We start from the raw sequence: 13,838 nt of genomic DNA on the forward strand, positions 1-13,838 counted from the left end.
GTGCCGGACATGCTGAGGTCCCCCGTACGTAACCCGCGTAGATCTACGCTGAGGTGGAACCACCAGCAAACGGAGGGAGCGCACATGGCCACCGGCAACCCCGAGGGCAAGAAGCGGCCACCGGAGGAGCAGCGCCTGGGCCCGGTCCTCCGGCGGCGGGACCAGGTCCAGGGGAGCACCACGGACCAGCGTCTGCTGGACGAGCGCGCCCCGACGGACTGGGTCCACACCGACCCCTGGCGCGTCCTGCGGATCCAGTCGGAGTTCATCGAGGGCTTCGGCACGCTCGCCGAACTCCCGCCCGCGATCAGCGTCTTCGGCTCGGCGCGCACGCCGGTCGACACGCCGGAGTACGACGCGGGCGTCCAGCTGGGCCGCGGCCTGGTCGAGGCGGGCTTCGCGGTCATCACCGGCGGCGGCCCGGGGGCGATGGAGGCGGCCAACAAGGGCGCCCTGGAGGCGAAGGGCATCTCGGTCGGCCTCGGCATCGAACTGCCCTTCGAGCAGGGCCTCAACCCGTACGTCGACATCGGGCTGAACTTCCGTTACTTCTTCGTCCGCAAGATGATGTTCGTGAAGTACGCCCAGGGCTTCGTGGTCCTGCCCGGCGGCCTCGGCACCCTGGACGAGCTCTTCGAGGCGCTCACCCTGGTGCAGACCCAGAAGGTCACCCGGTTCCCCATCGTCCTGTTCGGCTCCGATTACTGGGGCGGCCTGGTCGACTGGCTGCGCAACACCCTGGTCGCCCAGGGCAAGGCCGCGGAGAAGGACCTGCTCCTGTTCCACGTCACGGACGACGTGGACGAGGCCGTGGCGCTGGTCTCCAAGGAGGCCGGCCGCTAGGACCCGGCGGCAGCGGGAGACGAGTGGGCAGGGGCGGCGGGGGCGTCGGCGTCCGACGCGCCGCCCACGCCCCGGCTCCCTACGCCAGCCCCCGCCGGGCGACCGCGGGCTCCCGGTGCCCGGCGATCGTCGCCACCATGTCCAGCACCTGCCGCGTCTCCGCGACCTCGTGCACCCGGTACACCCGCGCGCCCAGCCACGCCGACACCGCGGTCGTCGCCAGCGTCCCCAGCACCCGTTCCTTCACCGGCCGGTCCAGCGTCTCCCCGACGAAGTCCTTGTTGGACAGGGACACCAGCACCGGCCATCCCGTAGCCGTCATCTCCCCGAGCCGCCGCGTCGCCTCCAGGCTGTGCCGCGTGTTCTTCCCGAAGTCGTGCCCGGGATCGATCAGCACCGCCTCCCGCGGCACGCCCAACGCCACCGCCCGCTCGGCCAGCCCCACCGTCACGTCGAGGATGTCCGCCATGACGTCGTCGTACGTCACCCGGTGCGGCCGCGTCCGCGGCTCCGCGCCGCCGGCGTGCGTGCACACCAGCCCCACCCCGTACCGCGCCGCGACCTCCGCGAGCTTCGGGTCGACACCGCCCCACGCATCGTTCAGCAGGTCCGCGCCCGCCTCGCACACGGCCTCGCCGACCTCGTGCCGCCAGGTGTCCACGCTGATCACGACGTCCGGGAACCGCCGCCGCACCTCCGCGACGAACCCCACGGTCCGCCGCGCCTCCTCCTCGGCCGACACCTCGTCCCCGGGCCCGGCCTTCACCCCGCCGATGTCGATGATCGCGGCCCCCTCGGCCACGGCCCGCTCCACGCGGGCGAGCGCCGGCTCGTCGCGGAAGGTGGCGCCCTGGTCGTAGAAGGAGTCCGGGGTCCGGTTCACGATCGCCATGATCACCGGCTCGTGCGCCGCGAACTCACGCCTGCCCAGCCTGAGCATCCCCTGTGACATCTCCTCGCCCATTTCGTCCCTCACGTCCCGCTCCGGCTCCGACGTCCCGCCCTTCGGCGTCCGCCCGGGTGCCTCGACCGCCTGCGATCCCGACTGTCAGACTCGCATGGCACGATCGGACCCGACACAACGACTCCGATCCAACCAGCCGACGCGACCCATCGATGGACAATGGGATCGCAGCGCTCGATCCGACCATGGGGGCCCCAGCGGTGGTCATGTTCCTCTTCCTCGTCGTCGCGCTCGCCGTCGTGGTCGCCGCGGTGACGCTCGCCGTGGTGAGCGGCGGCGACAGCGGGCCGTTGCCCGAGGCCGCCCCCGAGCAGCTGCGGGACTCGCTGCCCCCGGACCGCCCGGTGGCCCGCGCGGACGTGGAGCGGCTCCGCTTCCCGCTCGTCGTCCGCGGCTACCGCATGGCGGACGTCGACGACGCCCTCGGCCGGCTCGGCGCCGAGCTTCTCCGAGCGCGACGCCCGCATCGCCGACCTGGAGTCCGCGCTGGCGGGCGCCCGGGCCGCCGCCCACCACGTCTCCATGGAGAAGCCGGCCCCGGAGGAGCGGCAGTGAGCGCCGGCGAGGCCGTCGCCGGCCCGGACGGCGTGCCGCGCTGCCCCTGGGCCCTGTCCACCGCGGACTACGTGACGTACCACGACGAGGAGTGGGGGCGCCCGGTCCACGGCGACGACGCCCTGTTCGAGCGGCTCAGCCTGGAAGCCTTCCAGTCCGGCCTGTCCTGGATCACCATCCTGCGCCGCCGCCCCGGCTTCCGTGCCGCCTTCGCGGACTTCGAGATCGCCGAGGTCGCCCGGTTCACCGACGAGGACCGCGAACGGCTGCTCGCCGACCCGGGCATCATCCGCAACCGCGCCAAGGTCGACGCGACCCTCGCCAACGCGCGCGTGCTCACCGGGTGGGCCCCCGGCGAGCTGGACGAGCTCATCTGGTCCCACGCCCCCGACCCGGACGGGCGCCCGGTGCCGAAGACCCTCGCCGACGTCCCGGCCGTCACACCGGAGTCGACGGCCCTGTCGAAGGCCCTGAAGAAGCGCGGCCTGCGCTTCGTCGGCCCCACGACGGCGTACGCCCTGATGCAGGCGTGCGGACTGGTCGACGACCACCTGGCGGCCTGCGCGGCCCGGCGGGCGTGAGCGGCGCGGACCACGCCCGCACCGCCCGCCCGCACCGGACTCAGCGCCCCAGGTACACCGGCTTCTCCTTGTCGACGAACGCCCGCACCGCGATCCCGTGGTCCTCCGAGGAGCCCGCCCGCGTCTGCAGCTCGTCCTCCTTCTCCAGCGTCTCGGAGAGCGAGTGCGTCAGCCCGTACGCCATCGACTCCTTCAGCGCCGCGTAGGCCACCGTCGGCCCCTCGGCCAGGGCCCGTGCCGTCCGCTCGGCCTCGGCGCGCAGCTCGGCGGCCGGGACGACCCGGCTCGCGATGCCGAGCTCGTACGCCTCCTGGGCGCCGATGCTCCGCGGGAACAGCAGCAGGTCGGCGGCGCGCCCGGGGCCGACGACCCGCGGCAGCGTCCAGGAGATGCCCGAGTCGGCCGTGAGAGCCACGCCCGCGAAGGACGTGTTGAACGCCGCCGTCTCCGCGACGACCCGGTAGTCCGCGGCGAGCGCGAACCCGAAGCCGGCCCCGGCCGCCACCCCGTTCACGGCGGCGACCACCGGCTTCGGCGCCTCGGCAAGCGCCCGCACGATCGGGTTGTAGTGCTCGCGGACCGTGCTCATGGTCCGGCCCTCGCCCGTCTCGCGGTCGGAGGCCAGCAGCCCGATGTGCTCCTTGAGGTCCTGGCCCACGCAGAACGCCCGTTCCCCGGCCGCCGTCAGCAGCACGGCCCGTACGGCTTCGTCCGCCGCGGCGGACCGCACCACGTCCCGGAGCGCGACCTTGGTCTCGATGTTCAGCGCGTTCATCGCCTCGGGGCGGTTCAGCGTGATCGTCGCGAGCCCGTCGCTCACCTCGTAGAGCACGGTGTCGGCCATGGATATCCCCTCCGCGTCGCGGCTTGTGTCTGCAGGACAGCATGACGGAGATCACCGGCCGCGGACCGCCGCGGGGATGTGACCTGCGTCAAAGAATTCCGGTCCGTATCCATTCGGTGGGAGTGGGGCGGGGCGCGCAGTATCGCAGCCACATCGCCGAATTGAGTGGTTTTGCTCGCGCGCGTTGCCCAAGCGATGCCGACTGATGTTGGTCATCGGGTCCTGGGATGCGGGATAATGGCCGGGAAGCAATGTGTTCGATGCCGGTGTCGCGCGGTGCCGGACTGCGCGTGCCCTCACGGGCCGTCGGCGGTGACGGTGAGCTGGTATCAGGAAGGGGAACGAGCATGGCGGCCATGAAGCCGCGGACGGGCGATGGCCCGCTCGAGGTGACCAAGGAGGGGCGGGGCATCGTCATGCGCGTTCCGCTCGAAGGCGGCGGTCGACTCGTCGTCGAGCTGACCCCCGACGAGGCCGACGCGCTCGGCGACGCCCTCAAGAAGGTCGTCGGCTGACGCGCAAGCGACCATACCCGTTCAGTCGCCCCGGTGCCGTACCTGGTGCCGGGGCGATTGTTTTCCCCGGTTTCCGCGGTTCTCCGGCATTCCCCGGACCGGTCCGCCGGGTTTTCCCGTACCCGGCGGCGGCTTCTCCGGGCCGGCTACCGCTTCACCGCGCACAGCAGCCCGTCGCCCACCGGCAGCAGCGACGGCACCAGTTCCTGGCTCTCCCGCACCGCGCGCAGCACCTCCCGCAGTCGCAGCACCTCGGTGGGCTGAGGTCCGGAGTCGATCGTCCTGCCGGTGCCGAAGACGCCCTCGAAGGCGACGAGACCCCCCGGACGCAGCAGGCGCAACGATTCGGCGAGGTAGTCCAGGTACTCCAGCCGGTCGCCGTCGCAGAACACGAGGTCGTAGCCGGCGTCCGCCAGCCGGGGCAGGACGTCCAGGGCCCGGCCCGGGATGAAACGGGCCCGGTTGCTGGCGAAGCCCGCGGCCCGGAAGGCCTGCCGGGCGAACTGCTGGTGCTCCGGCTCCGGGTCGACGGTGGTCAGGACCCCGTCCGGCCGCATCCCCTGCAGCAGATGGATCCCCGACACGCCGCAGCCGGTACCGATCTCCGCGACCGCCTTGGCGTCCACGGCGGCGGCGAGCAACCCGAGCGCCGACCCCGTGCCGGGCGTCACCGAGCGCAGGCCCGCCTCGCAGGCCCGGTCGCGCGCCCAGCGCAGCGCGTCGTCCTCGGCGACATAGGCGTCGGCGAACGCCCAGCTCGTCTGCCGGTTGCCGGTAATGACCCTCTCCTGTCCCCGTCGTTGCCTCGGCGTGACTGTATCCGTTGGCGTCGGGAACCCGCAGATGGGACCGGTCGTTTAAAGGGATACGGGAAGACACGACGGAGCGAACGGCACTGCGGAGGGGGCGGCGGATGGGCCAGGGCACCGAGCAAGTGCTGACGCAGCCGTACGAGCGGTGCGAGCGCAGATCAAATTCTCGTAAAACCGCTTATCCGGAGCTAACGGGCGAGGTGGCTATGGTAGGGGCTCCACTGGACACCACCAGAGCCGACAGGGGAGGTGCGGCCGCACCTGTGGATCGGGGAGGAGTGCTGCGGCGCTTTCTCGGATCGGCGGGCAGGCCCAAATCCGTGAACGACACCGCTGCTGACCACAGCCACGCCACCGGTCCTGCCTCAGGACCCACCCAGACCGCGACCTTCACCAGCGACGCGGACGGGCAGGCGTGGACTCCGCCCACCTGGGAGGAGATCGTCAGCACGCACAGCGGCCGGGTCTACCGCCTCGCCTACCGGCTCACCGGTAACCAGCACGACGCCGAGGACCTCACCCAGGAGGTCTTCGTCCGCGTCTTCCGGTCCCTGTCGACCTACACCCCCGGCACCTTCGAGGGCTGGCTGCACCGCATCACCACGAACCTGTTCCTGGACATGGTGCGCCGCAAGCAGCGCATCCGTTTCGACGCGCTCGGCGACGACGCGGCCGAGCGGCTGCCCAGCAAGGAGCCCACCCCGCAGCAGCTCTTCCACGACGCCCACTTCGACGCGGACGTCCAGCAGGCGCTGGACACGCTCGCCCCCGAGTTCCGCGCCGCCGTAGTCCTGTGCGACATCGAGGGACTGTCGTACGAGGAGATCGCCGCGACCCTCGGCGTCAAGCTCGGCACCGTCCGCTCGCGGATCCACCGCGGCCGCTCCCAGCTGCGCAAGGCCCTCGCGCACCGTTCCCCGCAGGCCCGCGCGGAGCGCCGCTCCTTCGTGGCCCGCGTTCCCGCACTGGGAGGAGGGGGCACGAGCGCGTGAGTGGGTCACGGCCGAAACCGGAGGGACACCTCGCGGAGCAGCACCTGGGAGACCGACTCTCCGCCCTGGTGGACGGAGAGCTCGGTCATGACGCGCGTGAGCGCGTGCTGGCGCACGTGGCGACCTGCCCGAAGTGCAAGGCGGAGGTCGACGCGCAGCGCCGCCTGAAGAACGTCTTCGCGGCGGCCGCCCCGCCGGCCCCGTCCGAGAGCTTCCTGGCCCGCCTCCAGGGGCTTCCGGGCGGCGGTGACACGGACGGCCGCGACTCGCCGCTGACCGGCGGGGACTTCTCCGACCCGATGCCCGGCATGCCCGGGAGGTTCGAGTTCGGCTACGTCACCGCCCGCCCGCACTCCTCTCTGCTGCCCTCCTCGTCGGCGGACCGGGGCTTCCGGATCCACGACGTGAGCCGGCACGAGTCGGAGCGCTCCGCCTCGCGTGGGATGCGCTTCGCGTTCGTCGCCGCGGGAGCGGTGTCGCTGGCCGCGATCGCGCTGGGCGGTGTCACCCTCGGCACGCCCGACACGGCGACGGAGGCCCGGGGCTCGGGCGCCGGCAGCAATGTGACGCCGCTGGGCACCCAGGGCACGGGAGCGGCCAAGAACCCGGAGAACCAGCGCCGCCGCTCGGCCGGGCCACTGCTCGGGCAGACCCAGGGCCACCGGACGCCCGGGGAGACCCCCGTGGCCCCGACCGAGGTGACCGCGCCGCTGCTGCCCGGCCTGCCGGCCCCCTCGGCCGCCGACCCGCGGCACCGGTCCGTGCGTGCGCTGACCACGCCGGTGACGGTCGGCGCGGTCGCGGTGTCCCCGCTGATACGGCCGCTGAACGCGGTCCCGCCGCTCGCCCTGGCCGCCTGGCCGTCGCCGCCCGTGGCCGAGCCCCCGGGCCTCTTCTCCGCACCCGCCCCCGACCCGGTCTCCTCCCCGCGGGCCACGGCGCTGCCCGCCGTGCCCCACCGTCCCCTCCCCTGACAAGGATCTGCGCGCCGGGTCGCGGACCTGATTGAATCCGGGATGGCGCCAGAGCCCTTGGAGCCGACGATTCGCGGCCAGGTGCGGGGAGAGCATGAACGAGGGGAAACCCACGAAGGCGAAGTGGTGGAGCCGTCCTCGACCGTCCGGGGACGGCTCCGACGGAGACTTCGAACTGGCACGTCCTCGCGCCGCCCACGGCAGCGGCGACGACGAGCGCGACTGGGGCGACTTCCGGCTGGAGCGCCCCGCGGCACCCCTGGGGGACGACGAGCGGCGGCACGACGGCGACTACGAGCTGGACGGCCCCGCGCCCCGCTCCCAGGCACCGGCGACGCACCCCGACGCCGCCCCGGACAGCCCCGCCACCGTCCCGGAACCCCGCCCCGCCACGACGGACGCGCCGGACGCCGCCGAGCGTCCCCGGCCGCTGCACGATCCCGACCCGTACAGCACCCCGCCGTACGGCGAGCCCGGCCCCTGGGCCCCCGCCCCGCCGGTCCAGCATCCGGCCACCACGCCACCCCACGGCACCACCACACCGCCCCACGGCACCACCACGCCACCCCACGGCACCACCACACCGCCCCACGGCCCGACGGCGCCCCCGGCACCCGCGCCGCCCCCCGGCACCCCGGTACCCGACCCCGCCTACGCGGACGCCCCGCCCCCCGCCCCGCCGCTCCAGCACCCGGCACCCCTGGCGCCCATCGCCGGCACGCCCGCCACGGGCACGCCCACCGCACCCGCCGCGTCCCCGCACCCCGGCGGCACCCCGCCCCCGGGCGCCCCCGTGCCCGACCCCTGGCGGCGCTACGACCCGTGGGCCGCCGCCGGCCCGCTCCAGCACACCGGCGGCGCCGTCGGCACGCCGGAGCGGCCGCGCAAGCGGACCCGGCGCACGCTCGCCGTCGGCATCGTGCTGGTGGCCCTCGTCTCCGGCGGCATCGGCGGCGCCGTGGGGACCTATCTGGAGCGCAACGGCGGCGTGGGGACCGTGGAGCTGCCCCAGGCCGGCAGGGAACCGGCCGACCGGGCGGCGGACAGCGTCGCCGGGATCGCCGCGAGGGCCCTGCCCAGCGTGGTGACGCTGCACGTGAGCGGCAGCGACGCGGCGGGCACCGGCACCGGCTTCGTCCTCGACGGGCGCGGCCACGTCCTCACCAACAACCACGTCGTCGAGCCCGCGGGGAACGGCGGCGAGATAACCGTGACCTTCAACAGCGGCGACACCGCCGAGGCCACGGTCGTCGGCCGCGACAGCGGATACGACCTCGCCGTGGTGAAGGTGAAGGGCGTCGACGGACTCACCCCCCTGCCCCTCGGCAACTCCGACAACGTGCAGGTGGGCGACCCCGTCGTCGCCATCGGCGCCCCCTTCGACCTGGCCGGCACGGTCACCTCCGGCATCATCAGCGCCAGGGAGCGGCCCATCACCGCGGGCGGCGAGGAGAGCGACGGCAGCGACGTGTCGTACGTCGACGCGCTGCAGACCGACGCGCCCATCAACCCCGGCAACTCCGGCGGCCCCCTCCTCGACTCCCGGGGCCGCGCCATCGGCATCAACTCCGCCATCCGGTCCGCCGACGCCGGCGGCACCGAGTCCGGCGGCGGCCAGGCCGGCTCCATAGGACTGGGCTTCGCCATCCCCATCAACCAGGGCAAGCGCGTCGCCGAGGAGCTGATCAACACGGGCCGGGCGACGCACCCGGTCATCGGCATCACCCTCGACATGAGCTACGCCGGCGACGGCGCCCGCGTGGGCACGCGGGGCGGCGACGGAGGTTCCCCGGTCACCCCGGGCGGACCTGGCGCCGACGCCGGCCTCAGGGCCGGCGACGTGATCACGGAGGTCGACGGCCGGCGCGTGCACTCCGGTGAGGAACTCATCGTCAGGACCCGCGCCCACCGCCCCGGCGACCGCCTGGAGCTGACCGTGGAGCGCGAGGGCAGGGAGACGAATGTCTCGTTGGTGCTCGGCTCCTCCGGCGGAGGCTGAGACGGACGGACCGGAGCGAGGCCGGGAGAGGGGCCCGGAAGGCAAACAATCGGGAAAGCGCTCGCATACGCACAGTCGACGGTCACGGGACGGTACCGGCCGGGCAGGATCGGCGGGTACCGTGGTTGCGGCCCGGACATCGCAAGGAGCTTCAGGTGTTCAATGACATAGGCGCACTCGAGCTGGTGACGCTCGTCGTCCTCGCCGTGCTCGTGTTCGGACCGGACAAGCTCCCCAAGGTCATCCAGGACGTGACGCGGACCATCCGGAAGATCCGGGAGTTCTCGGACAGCGCCAAGCGGGACATCCGGGAGGAGCTGGGTCCCGAGTTCAAGGACTTCGAGTTCGAGGACCTCAACCCCAAGACGTTCATCCGCAAGCAGCTCGACAACGACGAGCTGGGTCTCAAGGAGATCCGCAACACCTTCGACCTGAAGAAGGAGATGGCCGAGGTCACCGACGCGGTCCACGGCCGCGAGTCGGAGGCGTCGCCGTCCACCTCCTCCGGCGGGGCCATCGACATGACCAAGAAGATCGACATGGCCAAGAAGCCCGAGGCCCCCGCCCGGGACGACCGCCCGCCGTTCGACGCCGACGCCACCTGAGCCCGGCACGCCTCCCGCCGTGCGGGGGGAAGGGCACCCGCCCCACCGCCGAACGTGACGCGTCTCATACTCCGAACCGGTCGCGTGCGGCCTGATCACGGTGCCGGTGCGCCCCACGCGCCGGGCGCTTTCCCGGCTGTCCGCAATCGTGTGGCTATGCTGCCGAGTTGTTGTGCGGAGCGGACGAGTGCGCCCGAAGGGGGGTGGGCCGATCCGCTCCGACGAGAGCGAGGAGGCGTCCGGGCACATGGAGACGACGAACGCGGCGGTCGCGCAGGCGCCGGCCGCGGAGGACGGACCACCGGTCCCCTCCGCCCGGCGTACGGTCGACGGCTATCTGCGGGCGCACTTCCCGTGGTACGGCCTCGACGAGGCGTTCACGGGCCGGCGGTGGCTGATGCAGGTCGGCACCGCGGCCGACGGGGCCGTGGAACACGGCTCCATCGGGCACGGCGACGAACCGTCGGTGCGCAACGAGCACGTGGCGGGCGACGAGCAGGACGCCAGGGAGAAGTTCGCGGTGGTCGTGACGGTGGCCGCCAACCCCGACCGGCACAGCGCCGACGGCACGGGGCTGCTGGAGGCCACCTCGGTGTCCTCGGCGGCGTGGCTCGCCGGTGTGGGGCTGCTGTCCTTCACCTGGCCCGGCCAGATGGACCACTCCCTGCGGGACAACTGGCTGGAGCAGCAGACCGAGACCGCGTGGGTGCTGGCCGACGACCTCGACGGGGAGGACTGGACGACGCTGTCCCTGCCCGTGGACGGCGTGCCGACGTCCTTCCACTACCGGGAGTCCGAGTTCGGCTGGGTGCTCGCCGGCTCCACCGACCGGGGCGTCCACCTCGGGGCGTACGGCCGGGGCATGAGCGCCTACGGGCTCGCCTTCTCCGTGGTCAAGGACATCACCGCCTACGACGCCTGACCGGCGGCCGGGCGTACGACACGGGGCGCCGTCCCTCAGGACAGCGCCCCCAGGTCCGTACGGGACGTCAGAACTTGTTCCTGGGCGTGATCCCCAGCGACAGCCCCGACAGGCCGCGCTGACGGCCGCCCAGCTTGCCCGCGATCGACCGCAGGGCCGCGCCCGCCGGGGACTCCGGGTCGGACAGGACCACGGGCCTGCCCTCGTCGCCGCCCTCGCGCAGACGGACGTCGATCGGGATGGAGCCGAGGACCGGGACCGAGGCGCCGGTCGTGCGGGTCAGGCCGTCGGCGACCGCCTGGCCGCCGCCCGTGCCGAACACGTCGACCATCTCGCCGCAGTGCGGGCAGGGCAGGCCGGACATGTTCTCGACCACGCCGACGATCTTCTGGTGGGTCTGCACGGCGATCGCGCCGGCCCGCTCCGCCACCTCGGCGGCGGCCTGCTGAGGGGTCGTCACGACGAGGATCTCGGCGTTCGGGACGAGCTGCGCGACGGAGATCGCAATGTCACCGGTGCCGGGCGGCAGGTCGAGCAGCAGGACGTCCAGGTCGCCCCAGTACACGTCCGCCAGGAACTGCTGGAGCGCGCGGTGCAGCATCGGGCCGCGCCAGACGACCGGCGCGTTGCCCGGGGTGAACATGCCGATCGAGATGACCTTCACGCCGTTGGCCGACGGCGGCATGATCATGTTCTCGACCTGGGTGGGCCGCCCGTCGGCGCCCAGCATGCGCGGCACGGAGTGACCGTAGATGTCGGCGTCGACCACACCGACCTTCAGGCCGTCGGCCGCCATCGCCGCCGCCAGGTTCACCGTCACGGACGACTTGCCGACGCCGCCCTTGCCGGAGGCGACCGCGTACACCCGGGTCAGGCTGCCCGGCTTGGCGAAGGGCACCTCGCGCTCGGTCTGGCCGCCGCGCAGCGCGGAGGCCAGCTCACGGCGCTGCTCGTCGCTCATCACGTCCAGCTCGACGTCGACCCGCGTGACGCCCTCGACCCGCGAGACGGCGTCGGTCACCCGCTGCGTGATGGTGTCCCGCATGGGACACCCGGAGACCGTCAGGTACACCGCGACCGCGACCGCTCCGTCCGCGCCGATCTCCACCGACTTGACCATGCCGAGCTCGGTGATGGGCCGGTTGATCTCGGGGTCGTTCACCGTCGCCAGTGCCTCGCGCACCGCGTCTTCCGTAGCCATAGACACGATGGTACGGCGCCGCCAGGGGGACGCGGAAAGCCCCGTCAGCGGTCGTGTACGTCACGCCCGGTGGACCGGTCCGCCGGGAATACCCCGTCCCGGTGGCGGTGGCCGTCCTGCCGCTCCTCCATCTCCTTGATCAGATCCTGGAGCTCGGAGCGGATCCAGTCCCGGGTGGCGACCTCGCCGAGCCCGATGCGCAGGGCCGCGATCTCCCGGGTCAGGTACTCGGTGTCGGCGATCGACCGCTCGTTCTGCTTGCGGTCCTGCTCCAGATTGACCCGGTCCCGGTCGTCCTGCCGGTTCTGGGCGAGCAGGATCAGCGGGGCCGCGTAGGAGGCCTGGAGGGACAGGGCCAGCGTCAGGAAGATGAACGGGTACTCGTCGAACCGCAGACTGCCCGGCACGGACACGTTCCACAGCACCCAGACGATGATGGCGACCGTCATCCAGACGATGAACCGCCCGGTGCCCAGGAAGCGCGCGATGCGCTCCGACAGCCGCCCGAAGGCCTCCGGGTCCCACTCGGGCAGGAGCCGGCGCCGGGGCGGCCGGGGCTGATCCAGACGGGCACCGCGGGGCCGGGAGGCCGCCGTGGCCCCCGACACCGCGCGCTCACGGGCCGCCGTCTCGCGCTCAGGCGCCATCGGCACCCACCTCCCTTCCCTCGTCCGTCTCCTCGAGGTGGTACTCGGTCTCCCGCCAGTCCTCGGGCAGCATGTGGTCCAGTACGTCGTCCACGGTGATCGCGCCGAGCAGCGACCCGGAGTCGTCGACGACGGGCGCCGCCACCATGTCGTAGGTGGCGAAGAAGCCGGCCACCACGGGCAGCGCGGCGTCCGGTTCCAGGGGCTGGAGGTCGTCGTCGAGCATCGACCCGACCAGCGTGTACGGGGGGTCGCGCAGCAGGCGCTGGAAGTGGACCGTGCCCAGGTACTTGCCGGTCGGCGTCTCCTCGGGCGGACGGCACACGTAGACCTGGGCGGCGTGCGCCGGCGACAGGTCCGGGTTGCGGATGCGGGCCAGGGCGTCGGCGACGGTGGCGTCGGGACGCAGCACGATCGGCTCGGTCGTCATCAGGCCGCCGGCCGTGTGCTCCTCGTAGGCCATCAGGCGCCGCATGTCGGCCGCGTCGGAGGGCTGCATCAGGCTCAGCAGGCGTTCCTTGTCCGCCTCCGGCAGCTCGCCGAGCAGGTCGGCCGCGTCGTCCGGGTCCATCGCCTCCAGCACGTCGGCGGCGCGCTCCTCCTTGAGCTTGCCGAGGATCTCGATCTGGTCGTCCTCGGGCAGCTCCTCCAGCACGTCGGCCAGGCGGTCGTCGTCGAGGGCGGCGGCGACCTCGGCGCGGCGCTTGGCGGACAGGTGGTGCAGCACGTTGGCAAGGTCGGCGGGGTGCAGCTGCTCGAAGGTGGCGAGGAGGTTCTCGGCGCCCTGGCCCTGCTCCTCCAGGGAGAAGCCGGTGACGCCGGACCACTCGACGGTCAGCGTCTCGCCCTTGTTGCGCCGGAAGGCGCTGCTCTTGCGGCCCTTGCGGACGAACACCTTGTCGATCTCCCAGTCCCGGCGGGCCGGGAGCTGCTGCACCGACAGGTCCAGGACCGTGGCCTCCTCGCCGTCCTCGACGAGCGTCACCCGCCGGTCGAGGAGCTCGCCGAAGACGAGGCGCTCGGTGGGCCGCTGCTCGAAGCGCCGCACGTTGAGCACCCCGGTCGTGATGACCTGCCCGGACTCGATCCCGGTGACCCGGGTCATCGGCAGGAAGATGCGGCGGCGGGTGGACAGTTCGACGACCAGACCCAGCACCCGCGGGGGCTTGCGGCCGACGCGGAGCATGACGACCAGGTCGCGCACCCGTCCCACCTGGTCGCCGGCCGGGTCGAAGACGGCGATGCCGGAGAGGTGCGAGACGAAGATCCGGGGGGCGCCCGCTGCCATGGCCGCGGCTCCTTTTCGTCAGTCAGTCCGTGAGAGGTGTTTCGTACTGTGTCTCTTTTCCGAATTGCCCACTCGGACGGCCTTCAGGCTAGCCCG

14 protein-coding genes and 1 pseudogene are annotated in these 13,838 nt (G+C 72.9%); 9 read left to right on the forward strand and 6 right to left on the reverse strand.

The annotated features are described in order from the left end of the window. Positions 1 to 84 precede the first annotated feature (84 nt). Complete coding sequence (locus tag AC0VYN_RS05260) at positions 85 to 843, forward strand: LOG family protein (RefSeq protein ID WP_475534992.1); 759 nt, start codon at positions 85 to 87, stop codon at positions 841 to 843. 79 nt (positions 844 to 922) lie between these two features. Here AC0VYN_RS05260 and folP read toward each other — a convergent pair whose 3' ends face one another. After that, positions 923 to 1,783 carry a dihydropteroate synthase gene (gene folP, locus AC0VYN_RS05265; RefSeq protein WP_475536815.1) on the reverse strand — a complete coding sequence of 287 codons (861 nt, stop codon included), beginning with the start codon at positions 1,781 to 1,783 and terminating at the stop codon, positions 923 to 925. Positions 1,784 to 2,013: 230 nt separating this feature from the next. On the opposite strand from folP, the pseudogene AC0VYN_RS05270 reads away from it, so the two are divergent. Next, a pseudogene (locus tag AC0VYN_RS05270) lies at positions 2,014 to 2,362 on the forward strand (DivIVA domain-containing protein). Further along, on the forward strand, positions 2,359 to 2,943 hold the full coding sequence (locus tag AC0VYN_RS05275; RefSeq protein WP_385469263.1) for a DNA-3-methyladenine glycosylase I: 585 nt from the start codon (positions 2,359 to 2,361) through the stop codon (positions 2,941 to 2,943). The pseudogene AC0VYN_RS05270 and the gene AC0VYN_RS05275 overlap by 4 nt, the downstream one beginning before the upstream one ends. 40 nt (positions 2,944 to 2,983) lie before the next feature. Here AC0VYN_RS05275 and chcB read toward each other — a convergent pair whose 3' ends face one another. After that, entirely contained in the window at positions 2,984 to 3,793 is an 810-nt protein-coding gene (chcB, locus tag AC0VYN_RS05280; RefSeq protein ID WP_475536816.1) for a 2-cyclohexenylcarbonyl CoA isomerase, read from the reverse strand. Between the two features lie 341 nt (positions 3,794 to 4,134). On the opposite strand from chcB, the gene AC0VYN_RS05285 reads away from it, so the two are divergent. After that, a complete protein-coding gene (locus tag AC0VYN_RS05285) occupies positions 4,135 to 4,302 on the forward strand; it encodes a DUF3117 domain-containing protein (protein WP_003966491.1) in 168 nt (55 codons plus the stop codon). Between the two features lie 146 nt (positions 4,303 to 4,448). On the opposite strand, the gene AC0VYN_RS05290 is transcribed toward AC0VYN_RS05285, so the two are convergent. Further along, on the reverse strand, positions 4,449 to 5,147 hold the full coding sequence (locus AC0VYN_RS05290) for an O-methyltransferase (RefSeq protein ID WP_308032459.1): 699 nt from the start codon (positions 5,145 to 5,147) through the stop codon (positions 4,449 to 4,451). A gap of 287 nt (positions 5,148 to 5,434) precedes the next feature. On the opposite strand from AC0VYN_RS05290, the gene sigE reads away from it, so the two are divergent. The 5 genes from sigE to AC0VYN_RS05315 all read left to right on the forward strand — a co-directional run bounded on the left by sigE (position 5,435) and on the right by AC0VYN_RS05315 (position 10,606). Then, on the forward strand, positions 5,435 to 6,106 hold the full coding sequence (sigE, locus tag AC0VYN_RS05295; RefSeq protein ID WP_385469259.1) for an RNA polymerase sigma factor SigE: 672 nt from the start codon (positions 5,435 to 5,437) through the stop codon (positions 6,104 to 6,106). After that, the gene (locus AC0VYN_RS05300; protein ID WP_475534993.1) at positions 6,103 to 7,080 is read left to right on the forward strand and encodes an anti-sigma factor family protein; all 978 of its coding nucleotides are present in this window, start codon (positions 6,103 to 6,105) and stop codon (positions 7,078 to 7,080) included. Before sigE ends, AC0VYN_RS05300 begins: the two co-directional genes overlap by 4 nt. Positions 7,081 to 7,174: 94 nt before the next feature. Further along, positions 7,175 to 9,079 (forward strand): S1C family serine protease, encoded by a 1,905-nt coding sequence (locus AC0VYN_RS05305; protein WP_475534994.1) that lies wholly within the window; start codon positions 7,175 to 7,177, stop codon positions 9,077 to 9,079. A gap of 155 nt (positions 9,080 to 9,234) precedes the next feature. Next, entirely contained in the window at positions 9,235 to 9,684 is a 450-nt protein-coding gene (locus tag AC0VYN_RS05310; RefSeq protein WP_475534995.1) for a sec-independent translocase, read from the forward strand. A 247-nt stretch (positions 9,685 to 9,931) separates the two neighbouring features. After that, positions 9,932 to 10,606, forward strand: coding sequence for a hypothetical protein (locus AC0VYN_RS05315; protein ID WP_385469251.1), 675 nt, complete (start codon positions 9,932 to 9,934; stop codon positions 10,604 to 10,606). A gap of 67 nt (positions 10,607 to 10,673) precedes the next feature. Here AC0VYN_RS05315 and AC0VYN_RS05320 read toward each other — a convergent pair whose 3' ends face one another. The 3 genes from AC0VYN_RS05320 to AC0VYN_RS05330 are packed head-to-tail and all read right to left on the reverse strand — an operon-like array spanning position 10,674 to position 13,742. Continuing rightward, entirely contained in the window at positions 10,674 to 11,807 is a 1,134-nt protein-coding gene (locus AC0VYN_RS05320) for an Mrp/NBP35 family ATP-binding protein (RefSeq protein ID WP_385469249.1), read from the reverse strand. Between the two features lie 44 nt (positions 11,808 to 11,851). After that, entirely contained in the window at positions 11,852 to 12,454 is a 603-nt protein-coding gene (locus AC0VYN_RS05325; protein WP_475534996.1) for a DUF1003 domain-containing protein, read from the reverse strand. Beyond that, the gene (locus tag AC0VYN_RS05330; RefSeq protein WP_475534997.1) at positions 12,444 to 13,742 is read right to left on the reverse strand and encodes a magnesium transporter MgtE N-terminal domain-containing protein; all 1,299 of its coding nucleotides are present in this window, start codon (positions 13,740 to 13,742) and stop codon (positions 12,444 to 12,446) included. Before AC0VYN_RS05330 ends, AC0VYN_RS05325 begins: the two co-directional genes overlap by 11 nt. Positions 13,743 to 13,838 lie beyond the last annotated feature (96 nt).

This window comes from Streptomyces sp. 63XJN7_1_ISO-PGPR-S23-121, assembly GCF_056173025.1.